The following is a 16819-nucleotide window of genomic DNA, read 5'->3' as shown; positions in this document are numbered from 1 at the left end:
TATAAATTTTGTGCCGACACTTCCTCGTGTATATAAAAAGCGATTTGCAAGCCAGAGAGCACCATGAACGTCAACTTGCTGAAGAAAGGGGCCGAAAGCCCCGCGACATTGGCAACCAGCATCTATGAGCGGCTGAAGGCCGACATTCTCTCAACGCGCCTGGAGCCTGGCCGGAAGCTGCAGTTGCGCTTCCTGATCGAGCACTACGATGCCGGCCAGACACCGTTGCGCGAGGCGCTGAACCGATTGACGACGGAGGATCTCGTCATCGGAAAGGAGCAGCGCGGCTTCTTCGTCAAACCCATCAGCCTGGATGAACTGCACGAACTGACGAAAACGCGCTGCTGGGTGGAGACGCTGGCGCTACGGGAATCAATGGCGAATGCAACGCCCGACTGGGAAGAGGCGCTTCTGGTCGCCCATCACCGGCTGGAGCGCACCCCACGCTCACTCAATCTGGAGCACTTCGAAGACAATCCGGAATGGGAAAGGCTTCACCGCGCCTTTCACGCGCTGCTGATCGGGGGCTGTGGATCGAAGCCGTTGATAGGCTTTTGCGAGCAGCTTGCCGATAGGCTCTACCGCTATCGTGCACTTTCGATCCGCAAGGCCTTTCGTGTGCGCAAGGTCAGTGACGAGCATGCGCGCATCCTCAGAGCCGTGCTCGACCGGGACACCCTGGAAGCCGAGCGGTTGCTGCAGCTTCATTATGAAAAAACGGCCGATATCATCCGAGCCGATCTTGATACGGCAACGTAAGACGCCCCTGCGGCTGGCTCGAATACCCAACATGGGCCAAAGCACTGATCTCCCGCACGCGAAAGCCGTTCATGATGCCTTGCCAGCCGAGGCCCTGGCTGTCAGCGCTTGTTGCAGCCTGCCACAGAAAGCGAAGTGTGCCGCGCAGGATATGAACATCCGGACCATCCCCTGAGCCCTCCGCGAATTGAGGATGCGGGGCGCTTATCGGCTCAAGGATCGTCGAATGATTTGAACTGATTCAAACTGGCGGTGCGCACCAAAAAGCCAGCTTCACACAAGTCATTATCGCTACCATCCCGGCATCAGCAACGTGCGAGGAACCAATGAGCATCTTTGGTAGCATGAAAACGGCAGTTTCCGGCATGAACGCGCAGGCAAATAAGCTTAGCACCGTGTCGGACAACATCGCGAACGTCAATACAACGGGCTACAAGTCGGCGAGCACCAGCTTTTCGTCGTTGATCCTGCCCTCGGGCGGTGGCAGCTATAACTCCGGCAGCGTCGAAACCAATGTCAGCTATTCGGTCTCGCAGCAGGGCGATACGGTCTCCACCTCGTCGAGCAGCGATCTCTCGATCCAGGGCGCCGGCTTCTTCGTCGTGCAGGGCGCCGACGGCAAGACCGTCCTGACCCGCGCAGGCGACTTTACGCCGGATGCGAATGGTAACCTGGTCAACTCCGCTGGCTATACCCTGATGGGTTACTCCTATGCGTCGGGCGCGCCTGCCGTCGTCGTCAACGGCTTCGACGGCCTGGTGCCGATCAATGTCAATCAGAGCGGCCTCGCCAGCACGCCCTCAACGACGGGCACCTTCACGGGCAACCTCAATTCGAATGCAACGACCGTTACCGATTCATCGACGCTGCCAAGCGCCAATCCGACCTCGGTTACCTCCGATACCCAGAAGAGCTCGGTTGTTGCCTATGATAAGCTCGGCAACTCCGTCATGTATGACGTTTACTACACCAAGACCCAGTCTGCCGATTCCGCCACGGGCGCGACGGATCAGTGGGAGGTTAGCGTCTATCGCAATGCCGATGCGAGCACCTCCGGCACCTCGTCATTCCCTTATGCGGATCCGCCGGGAGAAGTCGGTTCGACGACATTGACATTTGATTCAAGCGGAAACCTGACGAGCGGTGGGACATTCGCCATCACCGATTCAACGACGGGCGGATCCATCGCGATGGATCTGAGCGGAATGACCCAGAAGGCCAGCGACTTCAGCTCGACGGGCTCGACCAACGGCCAGGCGGCAAGCCCCGTTACCGGCGTCACGATCGACAAGAGCGGCGTCGTCTATGCAAACTACAAGACCGGAGACCCGAAGGCGATCTATCAGATCCCGTTGGCAACCGTTGCAAGCCCGGACAAGCTCACGCTCTTGAGCGGCAACGTCTATCAGGCCAATTCGGATTCCGGCGTGACGGTCACGAGCTTCGCCAACAGCAACGGCCTGGGCTATATCCAGTCGAACTCGCTGGAAGCATCGAACGTCGACCTCGCCGGCCAGCTCACCGACATGATCCAGGCGCAGAAGAGCTACACGGCGAACTCCAAGGTCTTCCAGACGGGCTCCGACCTGCTGGACGTGCTGGTCAACCTTCAGCGCTGATCTTCAGCCTGCTTAATCAGAAGGGCCCTCCGGGGCCCTTTTGTCGTAAGACTCCGCGGGCGAAGCCTGTTGCCCGATCAGCATGACGGCTTTCGACCAATCAGAGAATTCGATACCCCACAACGACAATCACAAGTTCAGGCACAGCTTCAGGCAAGCCAGTCGAACTACGCTGTGTGCGTGGGGCATGAATTTTAGAGAGTGTTAATCGGCCAACGCTTCGGCAAGGCAAGCTTGGTCGGCTTTGAATATGCCGGCATTGCAACGCGGCTACGGAAAGAGTCCTGTTTATGACTTCGATCGTTTCATCCCTGAGCCTCACTCAGATCAGATCTCTTTCGACATCGGCTGTGGCAGCCTGGACCACGGAAGATGTGGCATCGCTGTCCACCAAGCAGATCAGCGTTCTCACATCGGCGCAGATCGCCGCCCTGGATACTGAGGACGTGGAGGTTCTCACCTCCCAGCAGTTGAGTGCGATTTCGCAAAGCGCCATTCCGGGGCTCACGCTCGATCAATTGGCCGCCCTGACGACATCTGCGATCGAGAGCTTCAGTTCCGTGCAGATCACCGCGATCACGACACAGCAACTCCAGGCTCTGACCACCGAACAGGCGGAAGCCCTGACGACGTCTCAGGTCCGGGTGTTGAGCTCATCGCAACTCTCTGCGCTTAGCGCCGCAGATCTGGCCACCTTTTCGACAGACGATATGGCTGCGATCAGCAGCAAGGCGATATCAGGCCTGTCGACCGCTGCAATGACCGCGCTTTCGACTGATCAGGTCGCGGCATTGAGCACCAGCAGCATTTCCAATCTGACGACGAGCCAGATTGCGGCCCTGGGTACCGCGCAAATTGCTGCCCTGACGACGGCGCAAATCGCCGCTCTCAAGACGACGCAGGTCGCGGCCATGCCCACGAGCGACGTAGCTGTGTTTTCAACTGCTCAGATTGCGGCCCTGACGGCCAGCGCGATTGCCAGCCTGAAGACGGCGCAAGTCGCAGCCCTGAGCACTGCGCAAGCCGAGGCTCTCACCTCGAGCCAAGTCAAGGCCCTGGGTTCGGCGCAGCTATCCGTGCTGTCTGCGGGTAGTATCGCCACATTTTCGACGGATGACATGGCGGCGATTACCGCTGCTGCGGTCGCAGGCCTCTCGACAGCAACCATTTCTTCTCTCGCGACGAATCAAGTTGCCGCCTTGAGCACGGCCGCGATATCCGGCCTGACAACGGCCCAGATAGCTGCCTTGGGCACGGCGCAGATCGCCGCGATGACAACGGCACAAATCGCAGCGCTCACCGCGACGCAGATTGCGGTCATGAGCGCGGGCGATGTTACGGCCCTCTCGGCCTCACAGGTCGCAGCCCTCAGCAAATCGGCCGTTACCGGCCTGACCACCATCCAGATCGCCGCACTGAGCACGGTACAGATCGGCGCATTGACGACAAGCCAAATTAATTCGCTCAAAACGACGCAGACCGGGGTCTTGAGCACAAGCGATATCGCAGCGCTTTCAACCGCACAAATTGCTGCCTTCAGCGTAAGCGGCATCGCCGGGCTGACAACGAGCCAGATCAGCGTGATGACCACAGCGCAGATTGCCGCTCTGACGACGGCACAGGTCGCAGCGCTGACTTCGACCCAGATATCCTCATTGAGTACGGACGATATCGCCGCATTCTCGACCGCCAGCATCGCGGCAATCACCAGCAAGGCCATATCGGGTCTTGGCACGACCGCCATCGCTGCCTTGTCGACAGCGCAAGTTGCCGCGTTAAGCGCGGCAGGGGTTGCCGGGTTGAGCACTGCCCAGATTGCAGTTCTGGGCACGGCAAAAACGAGCGTGCTGACCACGTCACAGATCGCGGCCCTGGGCTCAAGCCAAATTGCCGTGTTGGGTACGGATGTTGTTGCGGCGCTTTCGACGGGACAGATCGCAGCTTTGAAAGCAGCCACCGTTGCCGGTTTGACGACAGATCAGATCGCGGCGCTAAGCACGCAGCAAGTGGAGGCGCTCACCAGCGCTCAAATTGCGGCGCTGAGTTCGACGCAATTTTCGGCCCTCGGCGCGGACGAAATTGCCACATTCTCGACGACGGAAATTGCGGCCATTACCAGCAAGGCCGTGGCGGGATTAGGTACGGGGGTCATCGCCTCCCTTTCGACCGATCAGATTGCCGCCCTTAGCTCCAGCGCGGTCGCGGGCCTGACGACGGCCCAGGTCGCGGCACTTTCGAGCACCCAGATTTCGGGCCTTGCGACGCGTGCCGTCGCGAGCTTGACAACGAGCCAAGTGTCAAGCCTGAGTTCGCAACAGGTCGCAGCCTTGACGACCACCCAGATCAGCGTGCTGAAAACAGCCCAGATTGCGGCCATCAGCACGAACGACATTGCAGCCCTTTCAACTGCGCAAATTGGCGCACTGACCACGACCGCGATCACAGGGCTGACGACGGGCCAGATCACCGCGCTCACGACAACGCAGGTCGAAGCGCTGTCGTCGAGCCAGCTCAAAATTTTGAGTTCCGCTCAACTTGCCGCGCTGGGTTCCGATGATGTGGCAACTTTCACGACAGACGAGATCGCCGCGCTGTCCAGCAAGTCGATAGGTGGCCTCACAACCAGCGTCATCGCCTCCCTTTCGAGCGCGCAGCTCGAGGCCCTGACCACGAGTGCCATCACCGGCCTGACGACCACCCAGATATCGACGCTGGGTACTGCTCAGCTCGCAAGCCTGACGACCGGCCAGATTGCGGCATTGAGCTCGACACAAATGACGGCGCTGACGGCAAACGACGTGGCGGCCCTGTCGACGGCCGACTTGGCCGCGATAGCCACCAAGGCGATTGCAGGCTTGAGCACCGGTGCCGTCGCCGGTCTCTCGACGGCGCAGATTGCGGCCCTGGCCACGAGCACGCTCGCGAGCCTGACGACCACTCAGGTCGCAACCTTGAGCACTGCGCAGCTCGCGGCGCTGAGCACGACACAGGTCGCGAGCCTGACGTCGAGCCAGGTTGCAGCCCTCAGCACGGGCACCGTTACATCCCTTACCGCCAGCCAGATTGCAGCCCTCAGCACATCCGGCATCACCGGTCTCACGACAGATCAGATCGCCGCTCTGAGCACGGCGCAAACGCAGGCATTGACGACGGCCCAGATCGCCAAATTGAGCTCGACACAGGTCTCCGCTCTCGGAACGGACGACATTGCGACCTTTACGACCGACGAAATCGCCGCACTTTCCAGCAAGGCGGTAACAGGGTTGAGCACCGGCGTCATCTCGACGCTCTCGACGCAGCAAATCGCCTCCTTGAGTGTCGTCGGGATCGCCGGCTTGACGACGACCCAGATCACCGCGCTCAATACGGCGCAGATTGCCGCCCTGCCGGCATCGTGGATGACGGCTCTCAGCGCAACTCAGATCGCAGCCCTCGACACCAATGTCATCGCCGCTCTGTCCACCGCACAGGTCGCCGCGATAAGCACCTCCGGGATTACCGGCCTGACGACCGACCAGGTCAATGCGCTGAACACCACGCAAGTCTCAGCCCTGACAACAAATCAGGTCGCGGCTCTGAAGACCGCTCAGCTCTCCGCACTCGGGACCGATGATGTCGCCGCCCTTTCCGTCGCCGATATCGCCGTGATCACCTCGACCGCGATGTCGGGGCTGTCGACCGATGCGATTGCCGCACTGACGACCGCCCAGATCGCTGCCTTGAGCACGGCAGGCATTGCAGGCCTCAGCACCGCGCAGATCGATGCATTAAGCGGTAGCCAGGTCGATGCGTTGCTCACCAATCAGATCGCGGCCCTCAGCCAATCGCAAATCGCGACCATAGATGCGGATATCTTCGCCTCTCTCTCCACAGCCCAAATCGCCGCGTTCAGCACCTCTGGAGTGGCCGGCTTGACAACGGGGCAGATGGCCGCACTGAGCACGGCACAGGCCGAAGCACTGACCACCGCGCAGGTCAAGGCCCTCAGCTCAGCCCAGCTCGGCGCGCTGAGTGCCGATGACATAGCAACCTTCTCGACCGCCGACATCGCAGCGATTTCAAACAAGGCGGTATCGGGTCTCAGCACATCCGTCATTAGTTCATTGTCCACGGATCAGATCGCAGCGCTCGGCACGACCACCGTCGCGGGCCTGACGACCGATCAGGTCGCTGCTTTGAGCACGGCACAGGTGGCCGTCTTGACCACGACCCGAATTGCCGCGCTGAGCTCATCGCAAGTGGCAGCGCTCGGCACAGGAAGCATCGCTTCGCTTACGACCGCCCAGATGGCTGCGCTCAGCACCGCCGGAATCTCCGGACTGAGCACCGATCAAGTCAACGTTCTGAGCAGTGCGCAACTTGCCGCTTTGACAACGACGCAGATCGCAGCATTGAGTTCAGCTCAGCTTAGCGTCCTTAGCTCGGGCGACGTCGCTGCCCTCTCGACCGCGGATATTGCCGCCATCGGTTCGAGTGCCATTTCCGGTCTGTCCACGGCAGCCTTGGCGGCCTTCTCGACCGCGCAGATCGCCGCACTTAGCCCGACCGGCATCCTTGGCATAACCACCGATCAGATCAGTGCCCTCAACAGCGGCCAGATAGATGTGTTGTCGACCAAGCAGATCGCAACCCTGAGCTCGGCGCAGATCGCGGTTTTGGACCCGACCATCGTCGCGACCCTTTCGACGGCGCAGATTGCGGCCCTCGGCAGCTCGGCCATTGCAGGCCTGACGACCGCGCAGATCTCGGCTCTCAACACTAACCAGACGGAAGCCCTGACATCGGCTCAGGTCGCGGCTCTGAGTTCCAAGCAGATCGGCAGCCTGGGTGCCGCCGACATCGCTACCTTCTCGACCAAAGATATTTCCGCGATCGGCGCCGCCGCCATCTCCGGCTTGTCGACGGATGCCATTGCGGCCTTGTCGACGGCCCAGATCGCAGCCCTCAGCACATCGGGCATTACCGGGCTGACCACCCAGCAGATTGCCGCCTTGAGCACCGGTCAGCTCCAGGCACTGACGACAGCACAGGTCGCGGCACTGAGTTCCGCGCAGCTCTCCGTATTGACGACAAATGATGTAGCTGCCCTGTCGACCAAGAGCATTGCGGCGCTCACCTCCGCCGCCATATCGGGCGTGCCCACGACAGCAATCGCCGCTTTGTCGACGAGCCAGGTGGCGGCCCTCAGTACCTCGGGCATTGCTGGCCTTACCACGAAGCAGATCGCTGCGCTCAGCACCAGCCAGGCCGAGGCGTTGACGACAGCACAGGTCGCGGCCCTGAACTCGACCCAGCTTTCTGCGCTGACGACAGACGACATAGCCGTATTTTCCACGCAGGACATAGCCGCCATCGGCTCGAGCGCCATATCGGGCCTGTCCACGGGCGCGATAGCGGCATTGACGACAAATCAGATCGCAGCCCTCAGCACGCTTGGGATCAGCGGTCTGTCGACCAAACAGATCGCAGTCTTGAATACCGCTCAGGTCCATGCCTTGAGCAGCAAGCAGGTTGCTGCGCTAAGCTCGGCGCAGGTTTCCGCCTTGAGCACAACGGACATAGCCTCGCTTTCGACGGCGCAGATCGCCGCCCTCAGCTCATCCGGCACTGTCGGACTGACGAGCCTGCAGATTGCAGCCTTGAGCACGGGCCAGGTGCAAGCCCTGACGACGACACAGATCAGCGTCCTTGGCTCCAAGCAGGTAACCGCGCTGACGACCGCCGACATAAACGCAATGTCGACGGCGCAGATTGCTGCTTTGAGCGGTCTTGGCATTGCGGGTCTGACGAGTGCCCAGATCGCGGTCTTGAATACTGCCCAGGCCGAGGCCCTGACCTCGGCTCAAGTCGCTGCTCTCAGTTCGAGCCAGATTGCGACGCTGAACCCTGCCAATCTGCAGACATTCTCGACTTCCGATATCGCAGCCATCAGTTCGAGCGCCATCGCCGGCCTGTCGACGGCGACCATCGCTGCCTTTTCTGGGGACCAGATCGCGGCAATCGGCACCGCCGGCATTGCGGGTCTCACCACCCTGCAGATTTCGGCTCTCGGCACCAACCAGGTCGCGGCACTTACGACAGCCCAGATCAGCACACTTGGCTCCAAGCAGATTTCGGCACTCACGACAGCCGATATTGCGGCCCTGTCGACCGCACAAATCGCCGCGCTCAGCACCGGCGGGATCGCCGGCCTGACAACGGCACAGCTGGCGGCTCTCAACGTCGACCAGGCCGAAGCTCTGACAACGGCGCAGATCGGTGTGTTGAGCTCGACCCAGATCGCAGCGCTCAGCACTGATGATCTGGACGCCTTTTCCACCGCCGATATCGCCGCCATCAGTTCGAGTGCCATATCGGGCCTATCGACGGCGACGATCGCGGGATTCTCGACCGATCAGATCGCAGCGCTCAGCGCAGCCGGCATTGCAGGCCTGACAACATCGCAGATAGCAACCCTGAATACCGGGCAATTGGAGGCCTTGACCACTGCTCAGGTTGCAGCGCTCACTTCCAAGCAGATCACGGTACTCGGCACGAGCGGCATCGAAGCCCTCTCCACCAACCAGATCGCAGCGCTGAGCACAAGCGGGATTGCCGGACTGACGACAGATCAGATTGCGGCACTCAGCACCGACCAGGCCGAGGCCTTGACGCCGACCCAGATCGGGACCTTGACCTCGAAGCAGATCGCCACTTTCGGGACAGACGATCTCGCGACCTTCTCGACTGCGGATATGGCGGCCATCGGCTCGCTTGCGATGTCAGCCCTGTCAACCGCCGCAATCGCAGCCTTGTCGACGGCGCAGATTGCCGCGTTGAGCATAGCCGGCATAACAGGCCTCACCACCAGCCAGATGGCGGCGCTCAGCACGGATCAGGCCGAGGCTCTAACGCCTACCCAGGTCGGAGCGCTCAGCTCGGCGCAGATTGCCGCTCTCGGAACCGACGATCTTCAGACCTTCTCAAGCGCGGATATCGCGGCGATCAGCTCGAGCGCCATGTCGGGCCTGACGACTGCCATTGTCGCGGCGTTGTCGACGGCCCAGATTACGTCCCTGGGCACGGGCGGCATTGCCGGATTGACGACGGCACAGATCGCCGTTCTCAGCATTGATCAAGTCGAGGCTTTGACGGCGGCGCAAGTCGGAGCTCTTGGCTCAAAGCAGATTGCAGTCCTTAGCACCGGCGATATCGCCGCCTTGTCGACAAGCCAGGTCGCGGCGTTGAGCACGGCGGGCGTGGCAGGTTTGAGCAGCACCCAGGTCGCCGCAATGAGCGTCGATCAGATCGCAGCATTTTCGACGGCCCAGATCGCGGCCTTGAGTTCCGCCGGCATTGCGGGCCTCAGCTCGGCCGATCTGGCAACTTTCTCCACTTCCGATATCGCAGCGATCAGTTCCAGCTCGGTCCAGGGCCTGTCGACCGACTTCATTGCCTCCCTCTCCACCGCCCAGATCGCAGCACTCGGGACGGGCAGCATTGCCGGCCTGAGCAGTACACAGATCGGGGTGCTCAGCATTGAGCAGTTCGAAGCACTTACGACCACCCAGATCGCAGCGTTGAGTTCAGCCGGCCTGGCGGGACTGACCACGGCGGATCTGACGACCCTTTCCACTGCCGAGCTATCCGTGATCAATTCGGACGCGATCCAGGGACTGCCCACCACTGTCGTCGCAGCCCTTACCAGCGACCAGATCGCCGTCCTGACGACCTCTCAGATCGCCTCATTGAGCTATGGCCAGATCGCGGCAATGAGCACGACTCAAATCGCCGCTCTTTCAACGTCACAGATCGGCGCGTTGAACGCCCTTCAGGTCGCGGCACTGGATACGGACGATATTTCCGTCTTCACGACCGATGACATTGCCGCCTTGAGCTCGGGGGCAGTCGCCGGATTGACCACACGGGTCATCGCGGCGCTGACGACGGCGCAGGCCGAGGCTCTCGCACCATCCCAGGTCAGCGGGCTGACCTCGGCGCAGGTTGCGGCCCTGACGACTCAGGAGCTCTCGACCTTCTCGACCAAGGATATCGCAGCTTTTAACTCGAACGGCATAGCGGGCCTATCCACGCAGGATATTGCAAGCCTTTCCAGCACGCAGTTGCTCGCATTGATGCGTTCGCAGATGGCATATCTGAATTCGGATCAAATCGCGGCGGTCATCTCAAGCTATGTGACGTGAAACAGCACAACGGTTTTGCGACAGAGATAAGCGGGATCAAGGGCTAGGGCGCCGGAAGCGAACCCTCGAGATCGCGATATGCCCGCAGCATTGTTGGATCGAATCACGCAACGGAGCCCCCGGCGACAGGCGATTTCAGAGGTTATCCGCGCTATTGCGGGCAGCGCCCGTGGCATATCACAGTCGCTGGTGGTCCCAGAGACCCGCGCAGTCGTTTGCAATTCGCTTTCGTGCGTTTGAAAGCTGTTGATTGCCGGCGCGCAATCGCCGATTCCCGCGGCGAGCTGATGACATGCCGACGGCAACAAAGCACAGTCGAAGCATCGGCAGCCATTATGGAAATGGTTGCGTTGCCTGCCGCCAGCTTATGGAATGCCCATGCTCACCAATGATGCTTCAGTCACCAGCCCGGTCCTGCCGCTTGCCGGCATCCTGGACCTGGCACGTTCGCAGCGCCTCTCCTTCAACGACCTGTTCCAATTTGCCGAAACGCAAAGTGCGGCTGGGCAGAAGCTGGAGGCGGCGGAGGCCTACAAGGTCTGGATTGCATTCAACGACGGCCACCCTTACCTGCATCTCGTTTACTTCAACTATTCGGTCACGCTGCGACAACTCGGCGACATAGCCGGCTCCATCCAGGCGCTGCGCGCGTGTCTGAAACTCGATCCACAATTCGGCCCGGCCCACATCAATCTCGGACGAGCATTGGAAGATAGCGGCGTTGCGGCGCATGCCATCGTGCAATGGCGAAGCTTCGTCGAGATGACGGCGGAAAGCACTCCAGACAAGCTTGCGCATCGCCTCATGGCGCTTCAGCATATTGGCCGCGTCATGGAAAATGCGGGGCTCTTGGATGATGCCGAAGCGGCGCTATGGCAAGCCATCGAACTACGACCCGACAAGAGCGAGGCAGGCCAACATTGGAGCGCCCTGCGCCAGCGTCAGTGCAAATGGCCCATTCTTGCGACATCCGACCACGTGTCCACTCGTCAGCTCCTCGATTCCATGTCGCCGCTGACGCTTGCCTGCTATTCCGACGATCCTCTATTTCAACTTGCAAGAGCCTACCAGTACAACAAATCCTTCGTTGGCCGCCCCGACATAAGCGGATTTCCTCGCAAGGCGCCGCGGAAAAAATCGGGAACCGCTCAGCGGCTTCGCATCGGCTACGTATCATCGGATCTGCGAGATCACGCGGTCGGCTTCGCATTGAGGGAAGTGCTGGAGCTGCACGACAAGCAAAGCGTCGAAATCTACGCCTATTACTGCAGCGAACCAGTGGAACAAGATGCCACGCAAATGCGCATGAAAGCCGTCGTCGACTGCTGGCGCGATATCGCTGCGCTCAGTGATCAGGATGCGGCACGGCAGATCGCCAATGATGACATCGATATCCTCGTCGACGTCAATGGCTATACCAAGCACGCCCGAACAAAAATCTTTGCATATCGACCGGCCCCCGTCATCGTCAATTTCTGCGGCTATCCGGGCACGATGGGCAGCCCATTTCATCACTATATCATCGCGGACGAACACGTCATTCCCCCGGAAAATGAGATCTTCTACTCCGAGAAGGTCCGGAGGATCCCTTGCACCCAGCCTATTGATCGCAAGAGAGCGATCGCCGAGAAGCCGACTCGCCTCGAAGCGGGGCTGCCGGAAGGCGCCTTCGTCTTCGCGTGCTTCAACGGGATGCAGAAGATCACCAAGGAGACGTTTGCACAGTGGATGGAAATTCTCGCGGCAACATCCGACAGCGTGTTGTGGCTGTTGAGCGGCAGCGACGATGTCGACGCGCGTCTGCGCCAGCTTGCAGCAAATGCCGACGTCGCGCCGGAGCGTCTCATCTTTGCGCCCAAGGCACCAAACGCCAAACACCTTGCCAGGATTGGCCTTGCCGATCTTTTCCTCGACACATTTCCCTATGGAGCACACTCGACCGCAGCCGATGCCCTGACCATGGGCCTGCCTGTTCTCACCATTCCGGGCAAGAGCTTTGCAGCACGCTTCTGCCATAGCATCGTTGCAGCCGCCGGCGCAGCACAGCTGATTTGCTCAGACCCGCAAGACTACGTTCAAAAGGCAATCGGATTTGCAAAGGATTCAACAAGCCTGAAGAGAATAAGAACGTCCATGCAGGAACAACGGGACACAAGCGTGTTGCGTGATATTCCGGCCCTCGTTCAGCGCCTGGAGACGCTGTTCTGGCAAATGCAACGAGAAGCGGAGCAGGGAAACACTCCTCAGCCAGACTTGCGCAACCTCGATGTCTATTACGAGATTGGCGTTGGATTGGTGCAAGACAACATCGCCTTTTGTGACGATAGCACTTACAGGCGCGAATACGGAAAGCGGCTTGCCGAATGGCATGATTATTCTCCATTGCAGCGAGACGGTCGCCTCTGGCCCAATGGCACGGCAATCTAGGCATTCCTGATGGATTTCTTTTACGCCAAGCGTCCAAACGCGCCTAGCGCCAAGGTCGTACATGGTTGTTACCACACACTCATGTGCATCGGCGAGCGTAGTTGGCGCTTGGCTCGCGCGTAAATTTCAGGATCGGACCGAGCGAGAAGAATTTGGCGGATACAGCGGTCGGATAGAACAGACTTCCATAATTCTCAGCGCCTTGCCTTATGCGCGGCCAGCCGCTTTCCGGTTGATAAAACTCAGGGCGAGCACGGCGAAGATCAGTGTTCCCGTACCGACTTGCTGCCAATAGAAATTCAGATCGGTCAGCAGCAGCCCATTGGCCACGATACTGAGCAGGAGCACGCCCAGGACGGTGCCAGCGACGTTCGGCCGCCCGAGCGGACTGAGCGTCGTACCGATGAAGGTTGCGCCGATGGCATTCAGCAGAAATGCATTGCCGGAAGACGGGATATAGACGGTGACGGTAGCAGTCAGAATCAGGCCGGCGACGGCGGCGATCAACCCGACCAGTACGAAGGTAGCCGCTATATAGGTGGGAGCCGCGATGCCGGAATAGCGTACGACGCCCGGCTGGATGCCGATTGACAGGATGATGCGGCCGAACCGCGTACGGGCAAAAATGACCGTAGCGGCCGCGATGATGACGATGGCGGTTGCAAGCGGTACCGGGAAACCCGCGATCGCGCCGTGGCCAAGGAAACGGAAAGCCTCCGGTACACCGTTCGGCGGCAGATAGACGGGATTGCCGCCATTGGTCAGAAGCTGCTGGATGCTACGGCCGATGAACAGCGTGCCGAGCGTCGCAAGAAATGGGGAGACGCCGATCCCTGATATCAACAGTGCATTGAATGCGCCGACGAGCGCCCCGGCCGCCAGCCCGGCCAATGCTGCAATCACAACAGGCTGCCCGGCAAGCACGAGCGAGACGAAGGCAAAGCTTGCGAAATCCATCGCCGTTCCCACCGAAAGATCGATGCCGCCCGAGGCGACGGCGAAAGTCATGGCGATGGAGACAATGGCAAGCAGCGTGAAATTATTGACCAGGATGCTCTGCAGGTTGGCAAGGGTCAGGAATGTCGGTGTGATCAGGGAAAAGGCGGCAAATACCGCAACAAGGGCGAGGATCAGCCCGTAGCGCATCAAGCCACCGGCGATCAGGCGTGGCAAGCCAGCCGTGGTGGGTGCAGATGTATGGAGCGACATGTTCAGGCCTCCTGCCGGCGCAATAAGGTGGTTGCGGAGACGACGATGAGAATGAGCAGGCCCTGAACGCCACTCACCAATGTGCTCGAAATGTTGAGCAGCTGGAAACCATTGGTGAGGAAGCCGACCAGTAGGGCTGAAAGTAGCGTTCCGGTGACGGTCGGAACCAGCCGGCGTGAAAAGACCGAGCCGAGCAAAGCGGTGACCACAACAGGCAGCAGCATCTCGCCGGAACCCGTCGTGCTGCCACTCAGGTAGGAAACCGAGAGGATGCCGGCGATGCCACCGGAGAAGCCGCTGGCAACGAATGCACCGGCGAGCAGGCGGCGAAGCGGCAGGCCGGCGGCGCGTGCAGCATCCGGAAACTCGCCAACTGCGTAGAGGCGCAGGCCAAGCGGCGTATATTGCACGATCGCCGTTGCGATCGCGGTGAAGCCGATAAGCACATAGGCAAGGACAGGCATGCCGAATGGATCCGCAGCCGAAAGCATCGAGAGAAAGGGCGTGGAAGCCGGGAGGACGGTATTTCCCGTCAGCACCAGTTCCAGACCGGCGACGATGTTCATGACGGCAAGCGTGGCGAGCAGCGGCACGATGCCGGCATAGACGATGGCAATGGCATTGACCGCACCGATGAGGGTCCCTGTCAGGATCGATGCGGCGATCGCCGTGACGTCGCCATAGCCGAGTTGTGTCACGCTGGCATATACGGCGGCGCTAAGGCCCATATTGGCGGCGAGCGACAGGTCGATGCCGCCGGTAACGACGTTGGAGCCGCCGGCGATCAGGACGATTGTCAGTCCGACCGCGAGCACGCCGGAGATGGCGGATTGGCCGAGCACATTGCCGATGTTGCCGACGCTCAGGAAGTAAGGTGCGGTCAGTGAAAAGACGATCAGAATGGCCGCAAAGGCGATGAGCGATCCGAAGCGCAGTGCCGCGGCCGCGATATTGCCGGTCGATCGGTCAGGCCGCTCCGCGGTCGAAAATCCCGACGGTGCAAATTCCGCTTCAGCCGACATGGCGCTGTCCTTCCGACGATCCGGTCGATTCGGCAAGCACGGCATCCGCCGTCACCTCCGACGATATGAATTCCCGCACCACGCGGCCGCGGAAGAGCACAAGAATGCGATCGGTGATGCCGATCAGCTCCGGCAGGTCAGAAGACAGGACTATGACGCCGGCGCCCCGCGCCGTGAGTTCGCCGATCAGCGTATAGATCTCGACCTTGGAGCCGATATCGACGCCGACAGTCGGCTCGTCGAGGAGGTAGACCTCGGAATGGCGACTGAGCCATTTGGCAATCGCTACCTTTTGCTGATTGCCACCGGAGAGCGTGCGCAGCAAGGCATCGCGCCCGCTGGTCTTCACCTGCAGCCGCGCAATCAGAGCATCGACTTCACGCCGTTCGCCTTTGCGGTCGAGAAAGCCGAAACGCGCGAAGCGATCGAGGCTGGAAAGGCTCGTATTTTCCGTGACGCTGAGGTCGAGCGCGACGCCGTGGCGGCGCCTGTCTTCGGGCACCAGGGCGATCTTGTGGCCTGCCGCCTGCGTGGGATTGGCGAAACGGACAGCCTCGCCGCTGATTTCGATACGTCCGGAAGCTGGCGTATCCAGGCCAAAGAGGGCACGAATGAGCTCCTTTGCGCCGGAGCCGAGCAAGCCAGTGAGGCCCAGCACCTCGCCGCGGCGAAGCGTGAAACTGACATCCCCATATTTTCCTGGAGCCGAAAGCTGCTCGACCTTGAGGATTTCTTCACCGAGAGCAACCTCCGGCTTCGGAAACATTTCCTTGATGTCGCGCTCGACCATCAGCCGCGCAATTGCCGCGGCCGAAGTATCCCCGATCGGCACGGAAGCAACGTCCAGCCCATTGCGTAGCACGGTGACGTGGTCGCAGAGTTCCTCGATTTCGCTCAGGTAATGCGAGATGTAGATGATCGTCACGCCTTCGTCGCGCAGGCGGCGGATCAACCGGAAGAGGATATCGGCCTCCCGACGCACCAACGCGGCCGTCGGCTCGTCGAAGACAAGGACCTTCGGCTGGTTGAGAAGCGCGCGGGTGATCTGGACGATCTGCTTTTCGGCCGTCGACAATTCGCTAATCAGAGCGGTGTTTGGCAACCTGACACCGAAATAGTCGTTGAGGATATCGGATGCACGGCGCTGCATCAGCCGGCGGTCGAGGAATGGTGTGACCGGAATGCGTGGCTCACGGCCGAGGAACAGCGTTTCGCCGATGGTGAAAGTCGGCACCAGCAGCCGATCCTGATGAATGAAGTGAATGCCGAGCTCTTCGGCGAGATGCGGTGTCAGCCTGCCGAATGTTTGCCCTTCGATCTCGATCCGCCCGTCATCGGGTTGGTGAAGACCGGCGAGCAGTTTGATCAGCGTCGATTTACCGGCGCCGTTCTGGCCAACGAGACCGTGGATGGTCCCTCGCCTGACAATCAGCGACGCACCGGCCAGCGCCTGCGCGCCACCGAAGCGCTTGACGATGCCTTCGAAGCGGATGATGTCGTCTTTCGCCGTGACCGGCTGTTTGAAGGAAATGGCCGTCATGTCGGTCTCCGGCGAAAATGATTCGGGCGATCCGGCTGTGACAGGATCGCCCAGAGCGGG

Annotated in this window: 7 protein-coding genes; 4 read left to right on the top strand and 3 right to left on the bottom strand. The window is 60.5% G+C overall.

Features of this window, described 5'->3' with window-relative positions:
* Positions 1-63 precede the first annotated feature (63 nt).
* From ABOK31_RS32590 to ABOK31_RS32575, 4 genes are all read left to right on the top strand, one after another.
* Complete coding sequence (locus tag ABOK31_RS32590; protein ID WP_174173583.1) at positions 64-759, top strand: GntR family transcriptional regulator; 696 nt, start codon at positions 64-66, stop codon at positions 757-759.
* A gap of 326 nt (positions 760-1085) precedes the next feature.
* A complete protein-coding gene (locus ABOK31_RS32585; RefSeq protein WP_174173584.1) occupies positions 1086-2378 on the top strand; it encodes a flagellar hook protein FlgE in 1293 nt (430 codons plus the stop codon).
* Positions 2379-2668: 290 nt separating this feature from the next.
* Complete coding sequence (locus tag ABOK31_RS32580; RefSeq protein WP_349961855.1) at positions 2669-10561, top strand: hypothetical protein; 7893 nt, start codon at positions 2669-2671, stop codon at positions 10559-10561.
* A gap of 378 nt (positions 10562-10939) precedes the next feature.
* On the top strand, positions 10940-12988 hold the full coding sequence (locus ABOK31_RS32575) for a glycosyl transferase (protein WP_349961853.1): 2049 nt from the start codon (positions 10940-10942) through the stop codon (positions 12986-12988).
* Positions 12989-13195: 207 nt separating this feature from the next.
* Here the strand turns inward: ABOK31_RS32575 and ABOK31_RS32570 are convergent, their stop codons facing one another.
* From ABOK31_RS32570 to ABOK31_RS32560, 3 genes are read right to left on the bottom strand one after another with little or no spacing between them, the layout of a single operon-like run.
* A complete protein-coding gene (locus ABOK31_RS32570; protein WP_349961851.1) occupies positions 13196-14197 on the bottom strand; it encodes an ABC transporter permease in 1002 nt (333 codons plus the stop codon).
* A 2-nt stretch (positions 14198-14199) separates the two neighbouring features.
* Positions 14200-15219 carry an ABC transporter permease gene (locus ABOK31_RS32565; protein ID WP_349961849.1) on the bottom strand — a complete coding sequence of 340 codons (1020 nt, stop codon included), beginning with the start codon at positions 15217-15219 and terminating at the stop codon, positions 14200-14202.
* Entirely contained in the window at positions 15209-16759 is a 1551-nt protein-coding gene (locus tag ABOK31_RS32560) for a sugar ABC transporter ATP-binding protein (RefSeq protein WP_349961846.1), read from the bottom strand. The genes ABOK31_RS32565 and ABOK31_RS32560 overlap by 11 nt, the downstream gene beginning before the upstream one ends.
* Between the last annotated feature and the right edge of the window lie 60 nt (positions 16760-16819).

The organism is Rhizobium sp. ZPR4, assembly GCF_040215725.1.
GTDB classification, from domain to species: domain Bacteria; phylum Pseudomonadota; class Alphaproteobacteria; order Rhizobiales; family Rhizobiaceae; genus Rhizobium; species Rhizobium rhizogenes_D.
The sequence above is the reverse complement of the archived record's forward strand: the minus strand, read 5'-3'. Positions and strand labels throughout refer to the sequence as shown.